This window comes from Pseudomonas sp. BN415 (genome assembly GCF_029871195.1).
Taxonomy (GTDB): Bacteria; Pseudomonadota; Gammaproteobacteria; order Pseudomonadales; family Pseudomonadaceae; genus Metapseudomonas; species Metapseudomonas resinovorans.
This window is the reverse complement of record NZ_SSOK01000059.1, coordinates 1-17,408: the sequence shown is the minus strand read 5'-3', so window position 1 is coordinate 17,408 and position 17,408 is coordinate 1. Positions and strand designations below refer to the sequence as shown.

Sequence of the window (17,408 nt, the reverse complement as noted above, 5' to 3'; positions counted from 1 at the left end):
GCGCCCCGTGAAAAAGCCCGCTGGTCAAAAAATATGCAAGCTGCGAAGCCGCTGTTCGACTATCCGAAGTACTGGGCCGAGTGTTTCGGTCCCGCGCCCTTCCTGCCGATGAGCCGGGAAGAGATGGATCAGCTCGGCTGGGACTCCTGCGACATCATCATCGTGACCGGCGACGCCTACGTCGACCACCCGTCTTTCGGCATGGCCATCATTGGTCGCCTGCTGGAAGCCCAGGGCTTTCGCGTGGGCATCATCGCCCAGCCGGACTGGCGCTCGAAAGACGACTTCATGAAGCTCGGTGAGCCGAATCTGTTCTTCGGCGTGGCAGCGGGCAACATGGACTCCATGATCAACCGCTACACCGCGGACAAGAAGATTCGGTCCGACGACGCCTACACCCCTGGCGGCCTCGCCGGCAAACGCCCGGACCGCGCCAGCCTGGTGTACAGCCAGCGCTGCAAGGAAGCCTATACCCACGTGCCGGTGATCCTTGGCGGCATCGAGGCCTCCCTGCGCCGCATCGCCCACTACGACTACTGGCAGGACAAGGTGCGCCGCTCCATCCTGATGGACGCCACGGCTGACATCCTGCTTTACGGCAACGCCGAGCGTGCTGTGGTGGAGATTGCCCAGCGCCTGTCCTGCGGCCAGAAGATCGAAGACATCACCGACGTGCGTGGCACTGCGTTCATCCGTCGTGACACCCCCGCGGACTGGTTCGAGATCGATTCCACCCGCATCGACCGACCGGGCAAGATCGACAAGATCATCAACCCCTACGTCAACACCCAGGACACCGCTGCCTGCGCCATCGAGCAGGAAAAAGGCCCGGTAGACGACCCGCAGGAAGCCAAGGTGGTGCAGCTGCTGCCCAGCCCGCGTCTGACCCGCGACAAGACCGTCATCCGCCTGCCGTCCTTCGAGAAAGTGCGCAACGATCCGGTGCTCTACGCCCACGCCAACCGTGTGCTGCACCTGGAGACCAACCCCGGCAACGCGCGCGCCCTGGTGCAGCGCCACGGTGAGGTGGACGTCTGGTTCAACGCGCCGCCGATCCCGATGAGCACCGAAGAAATGGACTACGTCTTCGGCATGCCCTATGCGCGCGTCCCGCACCCCGCGTACGGCAAGGAGAAGATCCCGGCCTACGAGATGATCCGCTTCTCGGTGAACATCATGCGCGGCTGCTTCGGCGGCTGTACCTTCTGCTCCATCACCGAGCACGAAGGCCGCATCATCCAGAACCGCTCGGAAGAGTCGATCATCCGCGAGATCGAGGAAATCCGTGACAAGGTGCCCGGCTTCACCGGCGTCATTTCCGACCTGGGCGGCCCCACCGCCAACATGTACCGGATCGCGTGCAAGAGCCCGGAGATCGAGAAGCACTGCCGCAAGCCGTCGTGCGTCTGGCCGGGTATCTGCGAGAACCTCAACACCGACCACTCGGCGCTGATCCAGCTGTATCGCTCGGCCCGCGCGCTGCCTGGCGTGAAGAAGATCCTGATCGCCTCCGGCCTGCGCTACGATCTGGCCGTGGAGTCCCCCGAGTACGTCAAGGAACTGGTGACCCACCACGTCGGCGGCTACCTGAAGATCGCCCCGGAACACACCGAGGAAGGTCCGCTGGGCAAGATGATGAAGCCCGGCATTGGCTCCTATGACCGCTTCAAGCAGATGTTCGAGAAATACTCGAAGGAAGCGGGCAAGGAGCAGTACCTGATCCCCTACTTCATCGCCGCACACCCCGGCACCACGGACGAGGACATGATGAACCTCGCCCTCTGGCTCAAGCGCAACGGCTTCCGCGCCGACCAGGTGCAGGCGTTCTACCCGTCGCCCATGGCCAGCGCCACCGCGATGTACCACTCGGGCAAGAACCCGTTGCGCAAGGTCACCTACAAGAGCGAAGGGGTGAAAATCGTCAAGAGCGAGGAGCAGCGCCGCCTGCACAAGGCCTTCCTGCGCTACCACGACCCGAAGGGCTGGCCGATGCTGCGCGAAGCGCTGGAACGCATGGGCCGTGGTGACCTGATCGGCAACGGCAAGCACCAGCTGATTCCGGCCTACCAGCCCGCTACCGACGAGTACCACAGCGCCCGTCGCAAGAACTCCACCCCGGCCGGCAGCAAGAAGGTCGGCAAGGTGCTTACCCAGCACACTGGCCTGCCGCCCCGCGCCAGCGACGGCAGCAAGCCCTGGGACAAGCGCGAGCAGGCCAAGGCCGCGGCCTTCGCCCGCAAGCAGGCGGAGAACAAGGCTGCCGCATCCGAGAAGGGCGGTGGCAAGAAAAAGCCGGCCAAGCGGCCAGTAGCGCCTCGCTGATCAGAACGCCAGCCTTCGGGCTGGCGTTTCTGTATGTGCGCGTAGCACTGACTTTTCTTACCAGTTGATCGGAAACTTCTTATCAGAAGGCTGATTGGCACTATAGTGCCAATATTAATAAGAAGAGTCCGGTGCCTGCCCATGCGTTCGATTTCCCTCCTGGCCCTTGCGCTCCTGATTGCCGGTTGCGGTGAGCAGGGCGAAGACCCCGTCGCCCATGCCGATTTCCAGAAAGACCTCCAGGCCCGCCTGATCAAGGCCAAGCCCGGCACCGTCATCGTGATCCCCGCCGGTACCTGGCAACTGGACCGCGGCCTCAGCCTCAAAGTGAGCGGCGTGACCCTCAAGGGCGCCGGCATGGACAAGACCATCCTCAATTTCAAGGGCCAGAAGGCCGGCGCCGAAGGATTGCTGGTAGACGCCTCGGACTTCACCATCGAAGACCTCGCCCTGGAAGACAGCAAGGGCGACGCCCTCAAGGTGGTGGGTGGCAAGAACATCGTTATCCGCAACGTGCGCACCGAATGGACCAACGGCCCGGCCACCGAGAACGGCGCCTATGGCATCTACCCGGTGCAGACCGAGAACACCCTGATCGAAGGCGCAGTGGCCATCGGCGCGTCCGATGCCGGCATCTACGTCGGCCAATCGCGTAACGTGGTTGTGCGCAACAGCCGTGCCGAGCGCAACGTCGCCGGCATTGAGATCGAGAACACCATCGGCGCCGACGTCTACGGCAACGTCGCCACCGGCAACACCGGCGGTATCCTGGTGTTCAACATGCCCAACCTGCAGCAGCCCGGGCACGGCACCCGCATCTACCGCAACCGGGTCGAGGGCAACAACCACGACAACTTCGGCCACAAGGGCACTCCGGTGGCCAGCGTGCCGGCCGGTTCCGGCGTGGTGATCAACTCCAACGACGATGTGGAAATCTTCGACAACGACATCGGCCATCACCGCACCGCCAATGTCATCGTCAGCAGCTACTTCAGCACCGGCTACAGCGACCTCTCCACCAGTGAGGACTTCGACCCCTACCCAGAGCGCATCGCCATCCATGGCAATCGCTTCGGCCCTGCTGGCGACAGCCCCGACCACCTCGAACTGAAAGCCCTCAAACTCGCCAAGTTCGGCCTCAATGGTCGCTTGCCGGACATTCTCTGGGACGGCTACGTGAACCCCGTGAAACTGGTGAGCGGCAAGCTGCCAACGGAACTGGGCATTTGCGTCGACAACGGTGCGGCCACCCTGGTCAATGTCGACGGCCCGAATAATTTCAAGAACATCAGCACTGACATGAGCGCCCACCGCTGCACGTTGCCGCCGCTGCCTGAAGTGGTGCTGGCCAGCGCGGGGGAGAACAAAGGCTCATGAGGCGCGCGCTCGGCCTGATGCTGGTGCTGCTGGTCGGCTGCGACCAGCAACCTGATCCGCTCTACCTGCCTGAAGGTGAGGCCTACCCGGAAAAGCTCAGTGGCTGGGGGATGGTGCAGCGCGCCAACGGCCATCTGCAGCTGGCCGCCGAGGCCCTGGCCTATGACCTCAATACGCCGTTGTTCAGCGACTACACCCACAAGTTGCGCACCGTCTGGCTGCCGCCGGGCCGGGCTGCCCGCTATGGCGCGGAGCGCTTCGATTTCCCGGTCGGCACCGTGCTCACCAAGACCTTCTACTACCCGAAGGATGGCCAGGGCCACCTGTTGAAGGCCTCACTTGATGAGCGCGACCCGAACCAGGGGCTGGCGCTGGCGAAGGTGAAACTGATGGAAACCCGCGTGCTGCTGCGGCAGCGGCAGGGTTGGGTGGCGTTGCCCTATGTGTGGGACGACGCACAGCAGGACGCGACCCTGGAGTGGGCAGGCGCCAGCTCAGCACTGAAACTGCACGACGAGCATGGGCGCACGCTGGCGGTGGACTACCAGGTGCCCGACGCCAACCAGTGTGCCGGCTGCCACGAAGAGCGCCACGGCGAAGGCGTTCAGCCCCTGGGCCCCAAGGCACGTCACCTGAACCGTGACCTGGCGTATCCGGAGGGTCTGGAAAACCAGCTGCAACGCTGGCAGCGCCGGGGGCTGCTGCAGGGGCTGCCGGCGCACGAGAGCATCCCGCGCAATGCGCAGGCCAGTACGCCGCGCCCGGGGGAAAGCCTGGAGCAGCAAGCGCGCAGCTACCTCGACATCAACTGCGCTCACTGCCACAACCCCAAGGGGCCGGCGCGCACTTCGGGGCTCTACCTGGACCCGGCCACTCCACTGGGCATTCCCTACGGCCTGTGCAAGCAGCCGGTGGCGGCGGGAAAGGGTTCCGGGAATCGTCTGGTGGACATCCACCCCGGCCAGCCAGACGCCTCGGTGCTGATCTATCGAGTCGAGAGCACTGACCCCAGCGTGATGATGCCCGAGCTCGGCCGCTCGACCGCCCACCGCGAAGGGCTGGAGCTGTTGACGCGGTGGATCGCCGGGTTGCCGGGAGGGTGTTGAGCCCCTACAGATGTCGTCGCGCTCGGTAGCTGCTTATACCCAATCAGCCTAACCAGCCTTTCGCGAATTCCCTTCTCCTTCATCTTCGGCCGCTAGGCTTGAACCTCACCCGTCTTCCGGCCGCGAACCATTTTTGTGCGGCCGGTGCATTCGGGTGCACAGGCGGCCCTTTTCCGGTGCTCGGAGGGGCCGAAATTCACGGTTTGGGGGCTGGCACAAGTCTTGCGCGACTCCCAGCATCGCCCAGGCTCGCAGGAGGCACGCCGTGTCGATCCATGTCGCACTGCATCACGTCACCCACTATCGCTACGATCGTGAGGTCAACCTCGGTCCGCAGATCATCCGTCTGCGGCCGGCACCCCACAGCCGCACGCGCATCCTTGGCTATTCGCTGAAGGTGGCGCCGGGCAAGCACTTCATCAACTGGCAGCAAGACCCCCAGGGCAACTACCTGGCGCGTCTGGTGTTTCCGGAAAAGACCCGCGAGTTGACGGTGGAAGTGGACCTGGTTGCCGAAATGGCCGTGTTCAACCCCTTCGACTTCTTCCTCGAGCCCTATGCCGAGCAGATCCCCTTCAGCTACACCACCGATGACCAGCGCGAACTCGCGCCCTACCTGAGCCGCCTGCCAGCCACGCCATTGTTCGCCGACTACCTCACGCGCATCGACCTCACACCCAAGGGCAGCGTGGATTTTCTGGTAGCGATCAACCAGCAGTTGTCGCGGGATATCCGCTACCTGATCCGGATGGAACCCGGAGTGCAGAGCCCGGAAGAGAGCTTGAAGAATGCGTCCGGTTCCTGCCGCGATTCGGCCTGGCTGCTGGTGCAGATCCTGCGGCATCTTGGCCTGGCGGCGCGCTTTGTCTCCGGTTACCTGATTCAGCTCACCGCCGACCAGAAGTCCCTCGATGGCCCCAGTGGCACCGAGGTGGACTTCACCGATCTGCACGCCTGGTGCGAGGTCTACCTGCCGGGCGCTGGTTGGGTTGGCCTGGACCCGACCTCCGGCCTGTTCGCCGGGGAGGGGCACATTCCGCTCGCCTGCAGCCCGGAGCCGTCCTCGGCGGCGCCCATCAGCGGCGCGGTGGATGAAAGCGAGTGCGAGTTCTCCCACGACATGCGCGTCGAGCGGGTCTGGGAAGCGTCGCGGGTGACCAAGCCCTACAGCGACGAACAGTGGCAGGCCATTCGCGAACTGGGGGCGCGTATCGATGCCGACCTCGCGGCGGGCGACGTTCGCCTGACCATGGGCGGCGAACCCACCTTCATCGCCATCGACTACCCCGACGACCCGGAATGGAACACCGCTGCCCTGGGGCCGAACAAACGCCGGCTGGCCGCCGACCTGTTCCACCGCCTGCGCGGCCACTATGCGGCCCAGGGCCTGGTGCACTTCGGTCAGGGCAAGTGGTACCCCGGCGAGCAGCTACCACGTTGGTCGTTGAACTGCTTCTGGCGCAAGGACGGGGAGCCCATCTGGCGGGACCCGGCCCTGTATGCCGACGAAAGCCGCAGCTACGGTGCCGACACCCGCCTTGCGGCGCGCTTCCTCAGTCGCGTGGCCAACCGCCTCGGCGTATCGGGCGAGCATCAGTTTCCGGCCTTCGAGGACTGGCTCTACTACCTTTGGCGCGAGCGCACGCTGCCCAGCAACGTCACGCCGGAAGATGCCCGCCTGGCCGACCCGCTGGAGCGCGAGCGCCTGCGGAGGGTGTTCGAGCGCGGCCTCGGCGAGGAGGTTGGCCAGGTGCTGCCGCTGGGACGCAACGCGGCCGGGGACGCCTGGGAAAGCGGCCGCTGGTACCTGCGCGATGAGCATTGCCGGTTGATCCCCGGCGACTCACCCCTGGGCTACCGCCTGCCGCTGGATTCCCAGCCTTGGGTCAACGAGGTCGATTACCCCTACGTGAACCCGGCCGATCCCAGCCAGGCCTTCCCGCCGCTGCGCCGTTCCGCGCTGATCCGGGAGCAACTGCGTGATGGCGCGCCGGGTGTTCAGGGTGATTTCCGCGAGCCGGTCCGTCACCAGTCTGCAGTCGGCATCACGCGCACCGCCCTCTGTGCCGAACCCCGCGAAGGGCGGCTCTACCTGTTCATGCCACCCCTGGGCGAGCTGGAGGCCTATCTGGAGCTGGTGGCGGCCATTGAAGCCACGGCCGGCGAACTGGGCTGCCCGGTGCTGTTGGAGGGCTACGAGCCGCCCGGCGACCCGCGCCTGACCAACTTCCGTGTTACCCCCGACCCCGGTGTGATCGAAGTGAACATCCATCCCTCGGCCAATTGGGACGAACTGGTGGAACGCACCGAATTCCTCTACGAGGCGGCGCGGCAATGCCGGCTGTCCAGCGAGAAGTTCATGGTCGACGGCCGTCACGTCGGGACCGGCGGCGGCAACCACTTCGTCCTGGGGGGCGCCACCCCGGCGGATTCGCCCTTCCTGCGCCGACCGGACCTGCTGCGCAGCCTGATCAGCTACTGGCACAACCATCCGTCGCTGTCCTACCTGTTCTCCGGCCTGTTCATCGGCCCCACATCCCAGGCGCCACGGGTGGACGAGGCGCGCAACGATGCGCTCTACGAGCTGGAAATCGCCTTCAGGCAGATGCCCGAACCCGGCACCGACTGCCCGCCCTGGCTGGTGGACCGGTTGCTGCGCAACCTGCTGGTGGATGTCACCGGCAATACGCACCGCGCCGAGTTCTGCATCGACAAGCTTTACTCGCCGGATAGCAGCAGCGGTCGTCTCGGCCTGCTGGAGCTGCGCGCCTTCGAGATGCCGCCCCATGCACGCATGAGCCTGGCCCAGCAACTGCTGCTGCGGGGAATGGTGGCGCGCTTCTGGGACGAACCCTATGCGCCACCGAAACTGGTGCGCTGGGGGACTGAGTTGCACGATCGCTTCCTGCTGCCGCACTTCGTCCAGCAGGACCTGGAGGACGTGGTCCACGAGTTCAACGCCGCGGGCTATCCCCTGCGCGCTGAATGGTTCGCACCGCACTTCGAGTTCCGCTTTCCCAAGTACGGCGATTTCCAGGTCAAGGGCATCGACCTGGAGCTGCGCCAGGCCCTGGAACCCTGGCATGTACTGGGCGAAGAGGGCGCGAGCGGCGGTGCCGTGCGCTATGTGGATTCCTCGCTGGAGCGGGTGCAGGTGAAGGTCACCGGCATGGCTCCGGACCGTTATGTGCTCACCTGCAATGGCGAGCCGGTACCGTTGCGGCCCACCGGGCGGGGCGGCGAGTTCGTCGCCGGTGTGCGCTACCGCGCCTGGCAACCGGCTTCCTGTCTGCAACCCACTATCGGCGTTCACGCGCCCCTGGTGTTCGACCTGGTGGACACCTGGATGCAGCGCTCCCTGGGTGGCTGCCAGTACCACGTCGCTCATCCAGGCGGGCGCAGCTACGACAGCTTCCCGGTGAACGCCTACGAGGCGGAAAGCCGGCGACTGGCGCGCTTCTTCCGCCATGGGCACACACCGGGCAAACTGCAGGTCACTCCACCACGAGCCGACGACGAACTGCCCATGACCCTGGACCTGCGTCGCCGCTAAGCGGTGCGCGTGGCGCCCCGGCCGCCGGCATGGCGGCCGGGCGTCGCGCTGTCCGCTAAAGTTTCCCTGCTGCCCATCTGCCGAGCACTTTGATGTCCGATCTGCTAGCCAACTATCCCCTGACCGCCACGGCCTACCACGAACTGCTGGATGCCGAGGGCCAGGTGCGCCCGCACTGGCAGCGCCTGTTCCAGCAGCTCGAGCGCAGCAGTCCGGCGCAGATGCAGCAGCGTCAGGAGTTGCTGGCGCGGCAGATCCAGGAAAATGGCGTCACCTACAACGTCTACGCCGATCCCAAGGGCACCGACCGCCCCTGGGAGCTGGACCTGCTGCCCAACCTGCTCTCGGCTGAAGAGTGGCAGCCTATCGCAGCGGGCGTGGCACAGCGCGCGCGTCTGCTCAATGCGGTGCTGGCCGACTTCTATGGCGAGCAACGCCTGTTGGCCGAAGGGCTGTTGCCCAGCGAACTGGTTTACGGTCATCCCAACTTCCTCTGGCCCTGCCAGGGCGTGCAGCCGCCGGGAGGCATTTTCCTGCACAGCTATGCGGTGGACCTGGCCCGCGATGCGGACGGTCGCTGGCATGTACTGGCCGACCGCACCCAGGCCCCGTCCGGTGCTGGCTATGCCCTGGAGAACCGGCAGATCGTCTCCCGCGCGTTGCCGGAGCTGTACCGCGACCTGCGCGTGCAGTACCTGGCCGGCTACTTCCGGACCCTGCAGGAAACCCTGATCCGCCAGGCCCCCAGCGATGGCGAGACGCCCCTGGTGATTCTGCTGACCCCCGGCCGCTTCAACGAAACCTACTTCGAACACCTCTACCTTGCGCGCCAGCTTGGCTTCCCGCTGGTGGAGGGCCATGACCTGACGGTGCGCGACGCCACCCTCTACCTCAAGACCCTTGGCGGCCTGAAGCGCGTTCATGCCGTTTTGCGTCGCCTCGATGACGACTACTGCGATCCGCTGGAGCTGCGCACGGACTCTGCCCTGGGCGTGCCTGGCCTGCTGGACGCGGTGCGCAAGGGGCGGGTGCTGGTGGCCAACGCGCTGGGCAGCGGTGTGCTGGAGTCGCCGGGGTTGCTGGGCTTCCTGCCGAAGGCCAGCCAGTATTTGCTGGGCGAGAACCTGCTGTTGCCCACCGTGGGCACCTGGTGGTGCGGCCAGGGGCAGGTGCTGGGCAAATCGCTGGAGGGCCTGGCCGGACTGGTGATCAAACCGGCGTTCCCCAGCCAGAGCTTCGAGCCGCTGTTCGGCCACGCCCTGGAAGACGGTGCGCTGCTGGCCCTGCGCAAACGCCTGCAGGCCCATCCCCATGCCTATGTCGCCCAGCGCATGGCCCAGCTGTCCCAGGCACCGATCTGGCAGGGGAATGGGGAAACGGGGGAAATACAGTCGCGGGCCATCGGTATGCGCGTGTTCGCCGTGGCCAGCGCCGATGGCCACTATTGGGTCATGCCCGGCGGTCTGACGCGGGTGGCCTCGGCGGCGGACGCCGAAGTGGTTTCCATGCAGCGCGGTGGCGCCAGCAAGGACACCTGGGTGCTGGCCGACTTGCCGGTCGTAGGTGAGCCGTTACGTCCGCGCACCCTCGGCGTGCGCGACCTGATCCGGCAGGACCCCTATCTGCCGTCGCGGGTGGTGGAGAACCTCTACTGGTTCGGCCGCTATGGCGAACGCTGCGATGACGGTGCGCGCCTATTGCGCGTCGTGCTGTCGCGGTATGTGGATGCCGACGGGGATGAACGGGCGCTGCAATCGGCCTTGCAGTTGGCTGGCGCCATTGGCCTGCTGCCCCCGGGTGAGGCGCCCCTGGAACAGCGCTTGCTGGCGGCGCTACTGGACGACGAATGGCCGAGCAGCGTCAGCGCCAACCTGCGCCGCCTGCATTGGGCGGCGGCTCAGGTCCGTGGCCGGCTGTCGCGGGAGAACTGGCACGCGGTGCTGGAGCTGCACCGCGAGGCCCAGGCGCTTGATCCGAAACGCACCGATCTGGGCGAGGCGCTGGAGTTCCTCAACCGCCTGCTGATGTCCCTGGCCGCGCTGTCCGGCTTTGCCCTGGATGACATGACCCGTGACGATGGCTGGCGTTTCCTGATGATCGGCCGCCGCATCGAGCGGGTGCAGTTCTATGCCGACAGCATCGCCGGTTTCCTCGAAGGTGGAGACGCCTGGGATCAAGGTGCCCTGGAGTGGCTGCTGGAGCTGGGCAACAGCACCATCACCTACCGCTCGCGTTACCTGGCTTCACCGCAACTGATCCCGGTGCTCGACCTGCTCCTGCTGCACGAGCAGAACCCCCATGCCCTGCGTTTTCAGTTGCAGGCGCTGGAGCGCTCCCTGGGACGCCTGCACCTTGAATTCGGCGCGCCCCAGGAGCTGGTGCTGAGTGGTTTGATCGGGCGCCTGCTGGCCTTCGACCTGGCGACTCTGGAAGACCCGTTGTTCGGGAGCGAGAGCCTGGATGAGGTACTTGCCGGGCTGGCCGGCTTGCTGCGGGAAATCGCACAGAACGTCGGACTGGTCTCCGATCGGCTCGGATTACGCTATTTTGCCCACGTCGACGACGTCAGCCAGCAAACGGTATCTACCTGATGCGTGCACAAGCCCACTCCATCGCCCCCGTGCAGGGTGCCCGCTACCAGGTGTTCCACGACACCCACTACCGCTATTCGGCGCCGGTGTCGTTGTCCCAGCAGTTGGTCCACCTGTGGCCGCGGGACTGCCCATGGCAGCAGTGCAGCGGCCAGCAGTTGCTGGTCACCCCCGAGCCGACCTTGCGCCAGGACCTGCTGGATGTGTTCGGCAACCCGCTGACGCGCCTGGCTTTCGAGCGTCCCCACGACGAGTTGCAGGTGAATACCCGCCTGCAGGTCGAGGTGCTGCCCCACGGCCCGTCGGACCTGGCCGCCTCGCCACCCTGGGAGCAGGTGCCGGCAACCCTGGCATACACCGGCCGGGCGCTGTCCCCCACTGAGCTGGACGCCTGCCGTTATCGGGTGGAGTCGCCATACGTACGTATCAAGCGCCAGTTCGCCGAGTTCGCCGCGGGCTGCTTCCCCGCCGGCAGGCCGCTGCTGCAGGGCACGGCGGCACTGATGGAGAAGATTTTCAGCGAGTTCGCCTTCGATGCCGAGGCGACCCAGGTGGCGACGCCGCTGACCGAAGTGCTGGAGCGCCGTCGTGGCGTCTGCCAGGATTTCGCCCACCTGATGCTCGCCTGCCTGCGTTCCCGTGGGCTGGCGGCGCGCTACGTCAGCGGCTACCTGCTGACTCAGCCGCCCCCCGGCCAGCCGCGCCTGATCGGCGCTGATGCCTCCCACGCCTGGGTATCGGTGTATTGCCCACGCAATGGCTGGGTGGACTTCGACCCTACCAACAACATCCTGCCCAACCTGGAACACATCACCCTGGCCTGGGGGCGTGATTTCTCCGATGTCTCGCCCCTGCGCGGTGTCATCCTCGGCGGCGGCAGCCATGATCCCGAAGTGCGGGTGACTGTCATGCCGCTCTGGGAGCTGGCGATCTGACGCCTTGCCCTTCGTAGGATGGGTGGAGCGGAGCGATACCCATCAGGCGCGATCAATGGGTTTCACAGGCCCGCGAAGTGCCGCTCGCTCCATCCTGAGTGAAGCCCACTGCGGCGTGGGCAAGCACTTTGCCGGCGCCGTGCTAGCTTTTTTGGGGCCACTTCTCTCCTGCAAGGTGCTTTGCCATGGATGAAACAACGCTCGTTGATGTAGGTACCGAGAAGGTCAGCGCGTTCATGACCACGGTCACGCAGTACGCCACCACCTTCGGCATCAAGATTCTCGCGGCGATCGCCTTCTGGGTGGTCGGTCGCTGGCTCATCGGCTTTGCGGTCGGCCTGGTCCAGCGCTCTCTGGAGCGGCAAAAGGTTGACCCGACGGTGCTGCGCTACGTCGGTTCGTTCATCACCGTGACCCTGAACATCCTCCTGGTGGTGGGTATCCTCGGCTTCTTCGGCATCCAGACCACCAGCCTGGCAGCACTGATCGCGGCGGTCGGCCTGGCCATCGGTATGGCCTGGTCGGGACTGCTGGCCAACCTGGCGGCGGGCGGTTTCATCATCGTCCTGCGGCCGTTCAAGGTGGGGGACTTCATCAGCGCAGGCGGCGTGGTTGGCACGGTGAAGGAGATCGGCCTGTTCGCCACCACCATCAACACCCCGGACAACGTGATGACCCTGGTGGGCAACAACAAGATCTTCAGCGACAACATCCAGAACTTCAGCCACAACACCTTCCGCCGGGTCGAGCTGAAGGCCCAGCTCTCCGGCGCCGCCGACTACCAGGCGGCCGTGGCGTTGCTCAAGCAGCGTATTGCCGCGATCCCCAACGTGCTGGGCGATCCGCCGGTGGATGTGGAAATCCTCGAGTTCAACCTGGTGGGTCCGGTGCTGGCGGTGCGGCCTCATTGCCATAACGACCACTACTGGCAGGTGTACTTCGATGCCAACCGGGTGATCAAGGACTCGCTGGGTGGTGCCGACTTCCCCGCGCCCATGCCGGCGCAGACCATCATCATGCAGCAGCCGCAGGCTTGACCTGTGGCAGGCCTTCGGCCTGCTTGGCTACAGTTGGGTAGGGTGGATCACGCTTCACCGATCCACCGTCCGGGCAAGGCTTGACCCAGCAGGTGGATGTAAAGAGCGACATCCACCTTACGCCACTGCAGGTCAGGGCCTGTGCAGATGCAGGATCGGGAACGGCTTACCCGAACCATCCACTTCCGAGCGGTCGTACTGCACGAACCCCAGGCGCAGGTAGAAACCCACCGCCTGGGGATTCTGTTCGTTCACGTCGACGCTGCGCGCGCCAAGCGCCATTGCGTGCTCCATCAGCGCGCGACCGATTCCCTGTCCGCGTTGGGCCGGATCGACGAAGAGCATCTCCACCTTCTCCCCGTTGGTGCCGACAAAACCGGCGATGCAGCCATCGGCATCTCGCAGGCAGGCGAGTCGCACCGAATCCAGGTAGGCATCCCGCACCAGGGGCTTGAAGAATTGGATGTCGTCTTCGCAGAGGAAGTGGTGAGTGGCGCGCACTGCGCCTTCCCAGACCTCCACCAGGCGCTGGCGGTCGGTGGGAGAGAGGGTCGCCAGGGTTTCGATTGCAGGGGTCATCCATGTCACCAGTGATGCTTGGCCTTGTTCCAGCGGTAGAGCAGGCGGGCGAAGGCTTTGTAGGCAAGTTGCGCGAGGCCGTGAATCACCGGCAGGGAGAATAACCACGCCTTCCAGCGTTCTCGCGGCGAGTGGCGCCAGAGCACGATGAAGGCGTCCATCCCCATGTGCTTGACGCCCAGTTCGTCCACCAGGTGCAGGCGTTCGCGGGCGTACTCGAGATTTTCGCCGATTTCCTCCACCGCGCTGTTGTCCTGGTGGATATCGGCCCACTCCACCTGGCAGGCGGTGGTCTTGCCCATCTGGCCTTCGATCCCGGCTTTGCACACCGGGCAGGCGCTGTTGTAGTAGACCTTGATCCGCTCGTCGTCTTCCATGGGGCGCTCCTGCTCATGGGTTCGTCCCGATAGTCTAAGGCCGGGACGAGCACGCGGTCAGTGCGGCTTGCGGTCGACCCACTTGGGTGCGCTGCTGGGGCGCCAGGCTTCCAGGCGGTCCAGCAGGGTTTCAGGGTGACCGCCGACCTGCAGCATGCCGCGATGCTGGTCACGCACGAAGCGTTCTTCCACCAAGTGGTCGAGGAAGTCGGTGAGCTTGTCGTAGAAGCTGTTCACTTCCAGCAGGCCCAGGGGCTTGCTGTGGTAGCCCAGTTGGCCCCAGGTCCAGATCTCGAACAGCTCTTCCAAGGTGCCCAGGCCGCCGGGCAGGGCGATGAACGCATCGCTGAGTTCGGCCATACGCGCCTTGCGTGCGTGCATGCCGTCCACCACTTCCAGGCGGGTCAGGCCTTTGTGGCCGATCTCGGCGTCCATCAGGCTCTGCGGAATCACCCCGATGACTTCGCCGCCAGCAGCCAGGGCTGCGTCGGCCACGGTGCCCATCAGGCCGACTGCGCCGCCGCCGTAGACCAGGGTGATGCCGCGTTCGGCCAGGGTGTGTCCCAGGAGGGCGGCAGCTTCACGGTAGATCGGCTTGGCGCCGGGGCTGGCGCCGCAGAACACACAGATGGAACGCAAGGACATGGGGGACTCCTGGTGCGAAAAAAGCGCGCAAGAGTACCGGCTTCGCCCTCGTGCTCCAAGCTGTGTAAGGGGTCAGCTTCCGAACGGTAGGGGGAAGGGTTAATCGGCGGAAGCGCCGCAGGCCCCGGCGGCATAGGCGGCGAGCAGGCTTTGCAGGAAGATCATGGCGTCTCTCCTTCTGGATGAATGGCGCCATGCTAGAGCGGCGTCCAGTGGTCCGCCGGTTGATTGCTTCGATTGAGGTGATAGATCAGGCCAGCTTCAGCAACTCCGCCGCTGTCATCCCCGATAGCCCCAGCAGGCAGAGCCCGCAGGCCAGGTAGGTGAGTCGATGCCAGAGGGTGGATGCGGCCCGGCGGAACCAGTCCACCAGACCGGCGCAGATGAAGCACCAGAGCAGCGAAGACAGCATGAAGCCGGCGAAGAATACCGCCAGGTGGGTCGGCGTTGGCTCGGCTACGCCGATCGCGGCCATGGCGCCGCCCATTGCGGCCCAGTAAACAATGTTCTGCGGATTGGTCAGCGACAGCGCCGCGCCTGAGGCGAAGGCGCCGCCGCTGGCGCCCCCTTGCTCGGCCGAGGGCTGCGGGGGCCGACGGGCGTCACGCAGGGATTGAAGGCCTAGCCAGCCCAGGTAGAGGGCGCTGGCGATGGTCAGTGGGTAGCGCACCGTGGCGCTGTCCAGCAGCAGGGCGAGGCCGGTAAGGCCCAGGGCGGCCCAAGTGGCATCGCCCACCAGGGAGCCGATCTGCACCATCAGTGCGGGCTTGTAACCGTCCCGCAGGCCGCGCCGCAGGGTCTCGCTGAAGACTGCGCCGGGCGCGGCATTGAATACGAAGCCAAGCAGCATGGCGGCAATGAAGAAGGACAGCATGAAGCAGTTCCCTTGAAGGCTGAAGTGGAGGTTCATTGCCTCAGGTCATGGGGGTAGGCGCTACCCTGGGGCAGTCTTCGGCCCGGGCATATTGCCCGGAACGTCAAGGAGACACCAATGATTCGCAAGTTCGCCGTCGCATCCGTGCTGGCCCTGGCCAGTGCGCCTTTGCTGGCCGCTGAATGTGCCGTGGATGTGCAAGGCACTGACCAGATGAGTTTCGACACCAAGGAAATCAAGGTCAGCAAAAGCTGCAAGACCTTTACCGTGAATCTCAAGCACGTCGGCAAGCTGCCCAGGAACGTGATGGGCCACAACTGGGTGTTGAGCAAGACCGCCGATGCCACGTTGATCGCCTCCGAAGGCATCACGGTCGGCCTCGACAAGGATTACCTCAAGGCTGACGACGCGCGCATCATCGCCCATACGAAGATGATCGGCGGCGGCGAGAGCGACAGCGTGACCTTCGACGTGGCCAAGTTGGCGGCCGGTGAGGGCTACGAGTTTTTCTGCTCCTTCCCGGGCCACGTGTCGATGATGAAGGGAACCCTGGCCCTGGTCGATTGACCTCCAGGTGAATGCGAAAAGGCCGCTCCGTGTAGCGGCCCTTTCATTTGTGCGGAGGGAGTTTGCCCCTACGAACCGGCGGTCATCTTGAAAATGCCCTGAGCGTTGCTGCTGTCGAAGTTCAGGTCCAGGCGGGTGGTTTCCGGGTCGACCTTGCGCTGGATGAACTCGACGAAGGAGCCCGGCACTTCACGTTGCACGGCGCGGCCGCTGCTGTCGATGAAATCCCGCTGCACCTGTACCGCGCGGTAGGCGGTCTGCATCACCCGGCCGGAGGTCGAGACTTCGATGCTGGCCTTCATCGGTCGGCCCTTGGCGTTCTGTTCATCCACCACCACCTGCAGGTCGACGACGCGGTCAGTGAGGTGGTTGAACATATTCCCCTCGGTGGCGATCCAGGCCATTTCCACGCTTTCCTCGCGCAGCAGGTGATAGTCCTGGTCATGCACGACCCCGTGCTGGCGGTCGAAGGCTCGATAGAGCGCTGGCAGCAGGTGCATGGCCTCGGCGAAGCTGCACTGGCGCTGGCGCCAGAGGGTATCGAGGATGGTTTTGTGGCCGGCGTCGAGCGGGTCACGGCTGTCGCCCACCACGCGACTCACCGCCAATTGGAAACTTTCACTGAAGCGGCCCGGATGCAGTTCCGAGACGAAGAACTGGGCGATCTCCTCCGGTAGATCCATCTGCCGGTAGGCGTAGCCGGTCATCTTCAGGCTGGTCAGCGGATAGGTGCGCACATTGGCGAAGCCCAGGGGCTCCAGCAACCGGGCGAATGCCTGGCGGCCACGGGGCAGGGCGCCGTTGTCCGGCCAGTCGACGGTGCGAATGGCACCATGGTCGAACACCACCTGGCGCCCCTTGGCCTGTTGCTCCTCCACATAGGTACGGCCAATGGGCACTGCCTCCACCAGTTTGTGGAACAGGCAGAGGTTCAGCGCCTCGGCCAGCCAGGCGCGGTGCACGGCGGCGTCACTGAATGGAAAGGCAGACAGGCTCGTGGGGATTTCCACGTGGGCTTCGACCCAGCGGGCGGCGGGCTCGCCGATCACGCTGGCGACCAGGGCAAACAGGCGTTCGTTGGCAGGCATTGGGGGCATTCCGGACATAGGGAAAACTGCCCTTATCCAAGCAGCACCGGGGCTTCGGGGCAAACGAAAAATTCCGGCGGGTTCATTCCGTTTTTTCTTGAACCTGTCGTGGGGTGGGCTCGCTTTTAATGTAGGGGCGAACTCATTGGCTATGTCTGCGTTAAGTGTTGCTAGAACGTCCTGAGCCAGGCTGCTTGCCGAGTTCTGCGGATGCTTCTGGTTTCNNNCCCCCGGACGAGTCCCTTTCTCAAGCGCCGAAAGGAACCAAAGGGCTTGCCCCTGCATCCGGGTTTGGCTCCGCCAAACTACCCTCCCTCCATCCTTGCTCCAGGGGCACGGCGAGAGGGGCCATCCATG

Annotated in this window: 13 protein-coding genes; 8 read left to right on the top strand and 5 right to left on the bottom strand. The window is 65.0% G+C overall.

The annotated features are described in order from the left end of the window. Positions 1–33 precede the first annotated feature (33 nt). From E8F20_RS17615 to E8F20_RS17585, 7 genes are all read left to right on the top strand, one after another. Entirely contained in the window at positions 34–2,322 is a 2,289-nt protein-coding gene (locus E8F20_RS17615; protein ID WP_280284877.1) for a YgiQ family radical SAM protein, read from the top strand. A gap of 141 nt (positions 2,323–2,463) precedes the next feature. Beyond that, a complete protein-coding gene (locus E8F20_RS17610) occupies positions 2,464–3,699 on the top strand; it encodes a parallel beta-helix domain-containing protein (RefSeq protein ID WP_280284876.1) in 1,236 nt (411 codons plus the stop codon). Beyond that, entirely contained in the window at positions 3,696–4,805 is a 1,110-nt protein-coding gene (locus E8F20_RS17605; protein ID WP_280284875.1) for an SO2930 family diheme c-type cytochrome, read from the top strand. The genes E8F20_RS17610 and E8F20_RS17605 overlap by 4 nt, the downstream gene beginning before the upstream one ends. 265 nt (positions 4,806–5,070) lie before the next feature. Beyond that, positions 5,071–8,358: a transglutaminase family protein gene (locus E8F20_RS17600; protein ID WP_280284874.1), complete on the top strand. Its 3,288-nt coding sequence runs from the start codon at positions 5,071–5,073 to the stop codon at positions 8,356–8,358. A gap of 92 nt (positions 8,359–8,450) precedes the next feature. Continuing rightward, positions 8,451–10,949 (top strand): circularly permuted type 2 ATP-grasp protein, encoded by a 2,499-nt coding sequence (locus E8F20_RS17595; protein ID WP_280284873.1) that lies wholly within the window; start codon positions 8,451–8,453, stop codon positions 10,947–10,949. Next, on the top strand, positions 10,949–11,884 hold the full coding sequence (locus E8F20_RS17590; protein WP_280284872.1) for a transglutaminase family protein: 936 nt from the start codon (positions 10,949–10,951) through the stop codon (positions 11,882–11,884). Before E8F20_RS17595 ends, E8F20_RS17590 begins: the two co-directional genes overlap by 1 nt. Positions 11,885–12,069: 185 nt before the next feature. Then, entirely contained in the window at positions 12,070–12,921 is an 852-nt protein-coding gene (locus E8F20_RS17585) for a mechanosensitive ion channel family protein (protein WP_280284871.1), read from the top strand. 132 nt (positions 12,922–13,053) lie between these two features. Here E8F20_RS17585 and E8F20_RS17580 read toward each other — a convergent pair whose 3' ends face one another. The 4 genes from E8F20_RS17580 to E8F20_RS17565 form a co-directional block, all read right to left on the bottom strand. Further along, positions 13,054–13,500, bottom strand: a complete 447-nt coding sequence (locus tag E8F20_RS17580; protein ID WP_280284870.1) for a GNAT family N-acetyltransferase — start codon at positions 13,498–13,500, stop codon at positions 13,054–13,056. A 5-nt stretch (positions 13,501–13,505) separates the two neighbouring features. After that, positions 13,506–13,877 (bottom strand): DUF393 domain-containing protein, encoded by a 372-nt coding sequence (locus E8F20_RS17575; protein ID WP_280284869.1) that lies wholly within the window; start codon positions 13,875–13,877, stop codon positions 13,506–13,508. A 57-nt stretch (positions 13,878–13,934) separates the two neighbouring features. Further along, positions 13,935–14,522 carry a TIGR00730 family Rossman fold protein gene (locus E8F20_RS17570; protein WP_028630675.1) on the bottom strand — a complete coding sequence of 196 codons (588 nt, stop codon included), beginning with the start codon at positions 14,520–14,522 and terminating at the stop codon, positions 13,935–13,937. Between the two features lie 250 nt (positions 14,523–14,772). Then, on the bottom strand, positions 14,773–15,396 hold the full coding sequence (locus E8F20_RS17565) for a LysE family transporter (protein WP_280284867.1): 624 nt from the start codon (positions 15,394–15,396) through the stop codon (positions 14,773–14,775). A 117-nt stretch (positions 15,397–15,513) separates the two neighbouring features. On the opposite strand from E8F20_RS17565, the gene azu reads away from it, so the two are divergent. Then, a complete protein-coding gene (azu, locus tag E8F20_RS17560) occupies positions 15,514–15,963 on the top strand; it encodes an azurin (protein WP_280284866.1) in 450 nt (149 codons plus the stop codon). A gap of 68 nt (positions 15,964–16,031) precedes the next feature. Here the strand turns inward: azu and E8F20_RS17555 are convergent, their stop codons facing one another. Further along, entirely contained in the window at positions 16,032–17,051 is a 1,020-nt protein-coding gene (locus E8F20_RS17555; RefSeq protein WP_280284865.1) for a DUF1338 domain-containing protein, read from the bottom strand. Positions 17,052–17,408: the final 357 nt, after the last annotated feature.

What these genes read in the sequence shown, in the direction of transcription:
- E8F20_RS17605 (WP_280284875.1), top strand. Translation starts at nt 3,696, where the DNA reads ATGAGGCGCGCGCTCGGCCTGATGCTGGTGCTGCTGGTCGGCTGCGAC.
- E8F20_RS17555 (WP_280284865.1), bottom strand. Translation starts at nt 17,051, where the DNA reads ATGCCTGCCAACGAACGCCTGTTTGCCCTGGTCGCCAGCGTGATCGGC.
- E8F20_RS17570 (WP_028630675.1), bottom strand. Translation starts at nt 14,522, where the DNA reads ATGTCCTTGCGTTCCATCTGTGTGTTCTGCGGCGCCAGCCCCGGCGCC.
- E8F20_RS17585 (WP_280284871.1), top strand. Translation starts at nt 12,070, where the DNA reads ATGGATGAAACAACGCTCGTTGATGTAGGTACCGAGAAGGTCAGCGCG.
- E8F20_RS17595 (WP_280284873.1), top strand. Translation starts at nt 8,451, where the DNA reads ATGTCCGATCTGCTAGCCAACTATCCCCTGACCGCCACGGCCTACCAC.
- E8F20_RS17615 (WP_280284877.1), top strand. Translation starts at nt 34, where the DNA reads ATGCAAGCTGCGAAGCCGCTGTTCGACTATCCGAAGTACTGGGCCGAG.
- E8F20_RS17580 (WP_280284870.1), bottom strand. Translation starts at nt 13,500, where the DNA reads ATGACCCCTGCAATCGAAACCCTGGCGACCCTCTCTCCCACCGACCGC.
- azu (WP_280284866.1), top strand. Translation starts at nt 15,514, where the DNA reads ATGATTCGCAAGTTCGCCGTCGCATCCGTGCTGGCCCTGGCCAGTGCG.
- E8F20_RS17590 (WP_280284872.1), top strand. Translation starts at nt 10,949, where the DNA reads ATGCGTGCACAAGCCCACTCCATCGCCCCCGTGCAGGGTGCCCGCTAC.
- E8F20_RS17575 (WP_280284869.1), bottom strand. Translation starts at nt 13,877, where the DNA reads ATGGAAGACGACGAGCGGATCAAGGTCTACTACAACAGCGCCTGCCCG.
- E8F20_RS17610 (WP_280284876.1), top strand. Translation starts at nt 2,464, where the DNA reads ATGCGTTCGATTTCCCTCCTGGCCCTTGCGCTCCTGATTGCCGGTTGC.
- E8F20_RS17565 (WP_280284867.1), bottom strand. Translation starts at nt 15,396, where the DNA reads ATGCTGTCCTTCTTCATTGCCGCCATGCTGCTTGGCTTCGTATTCAAT.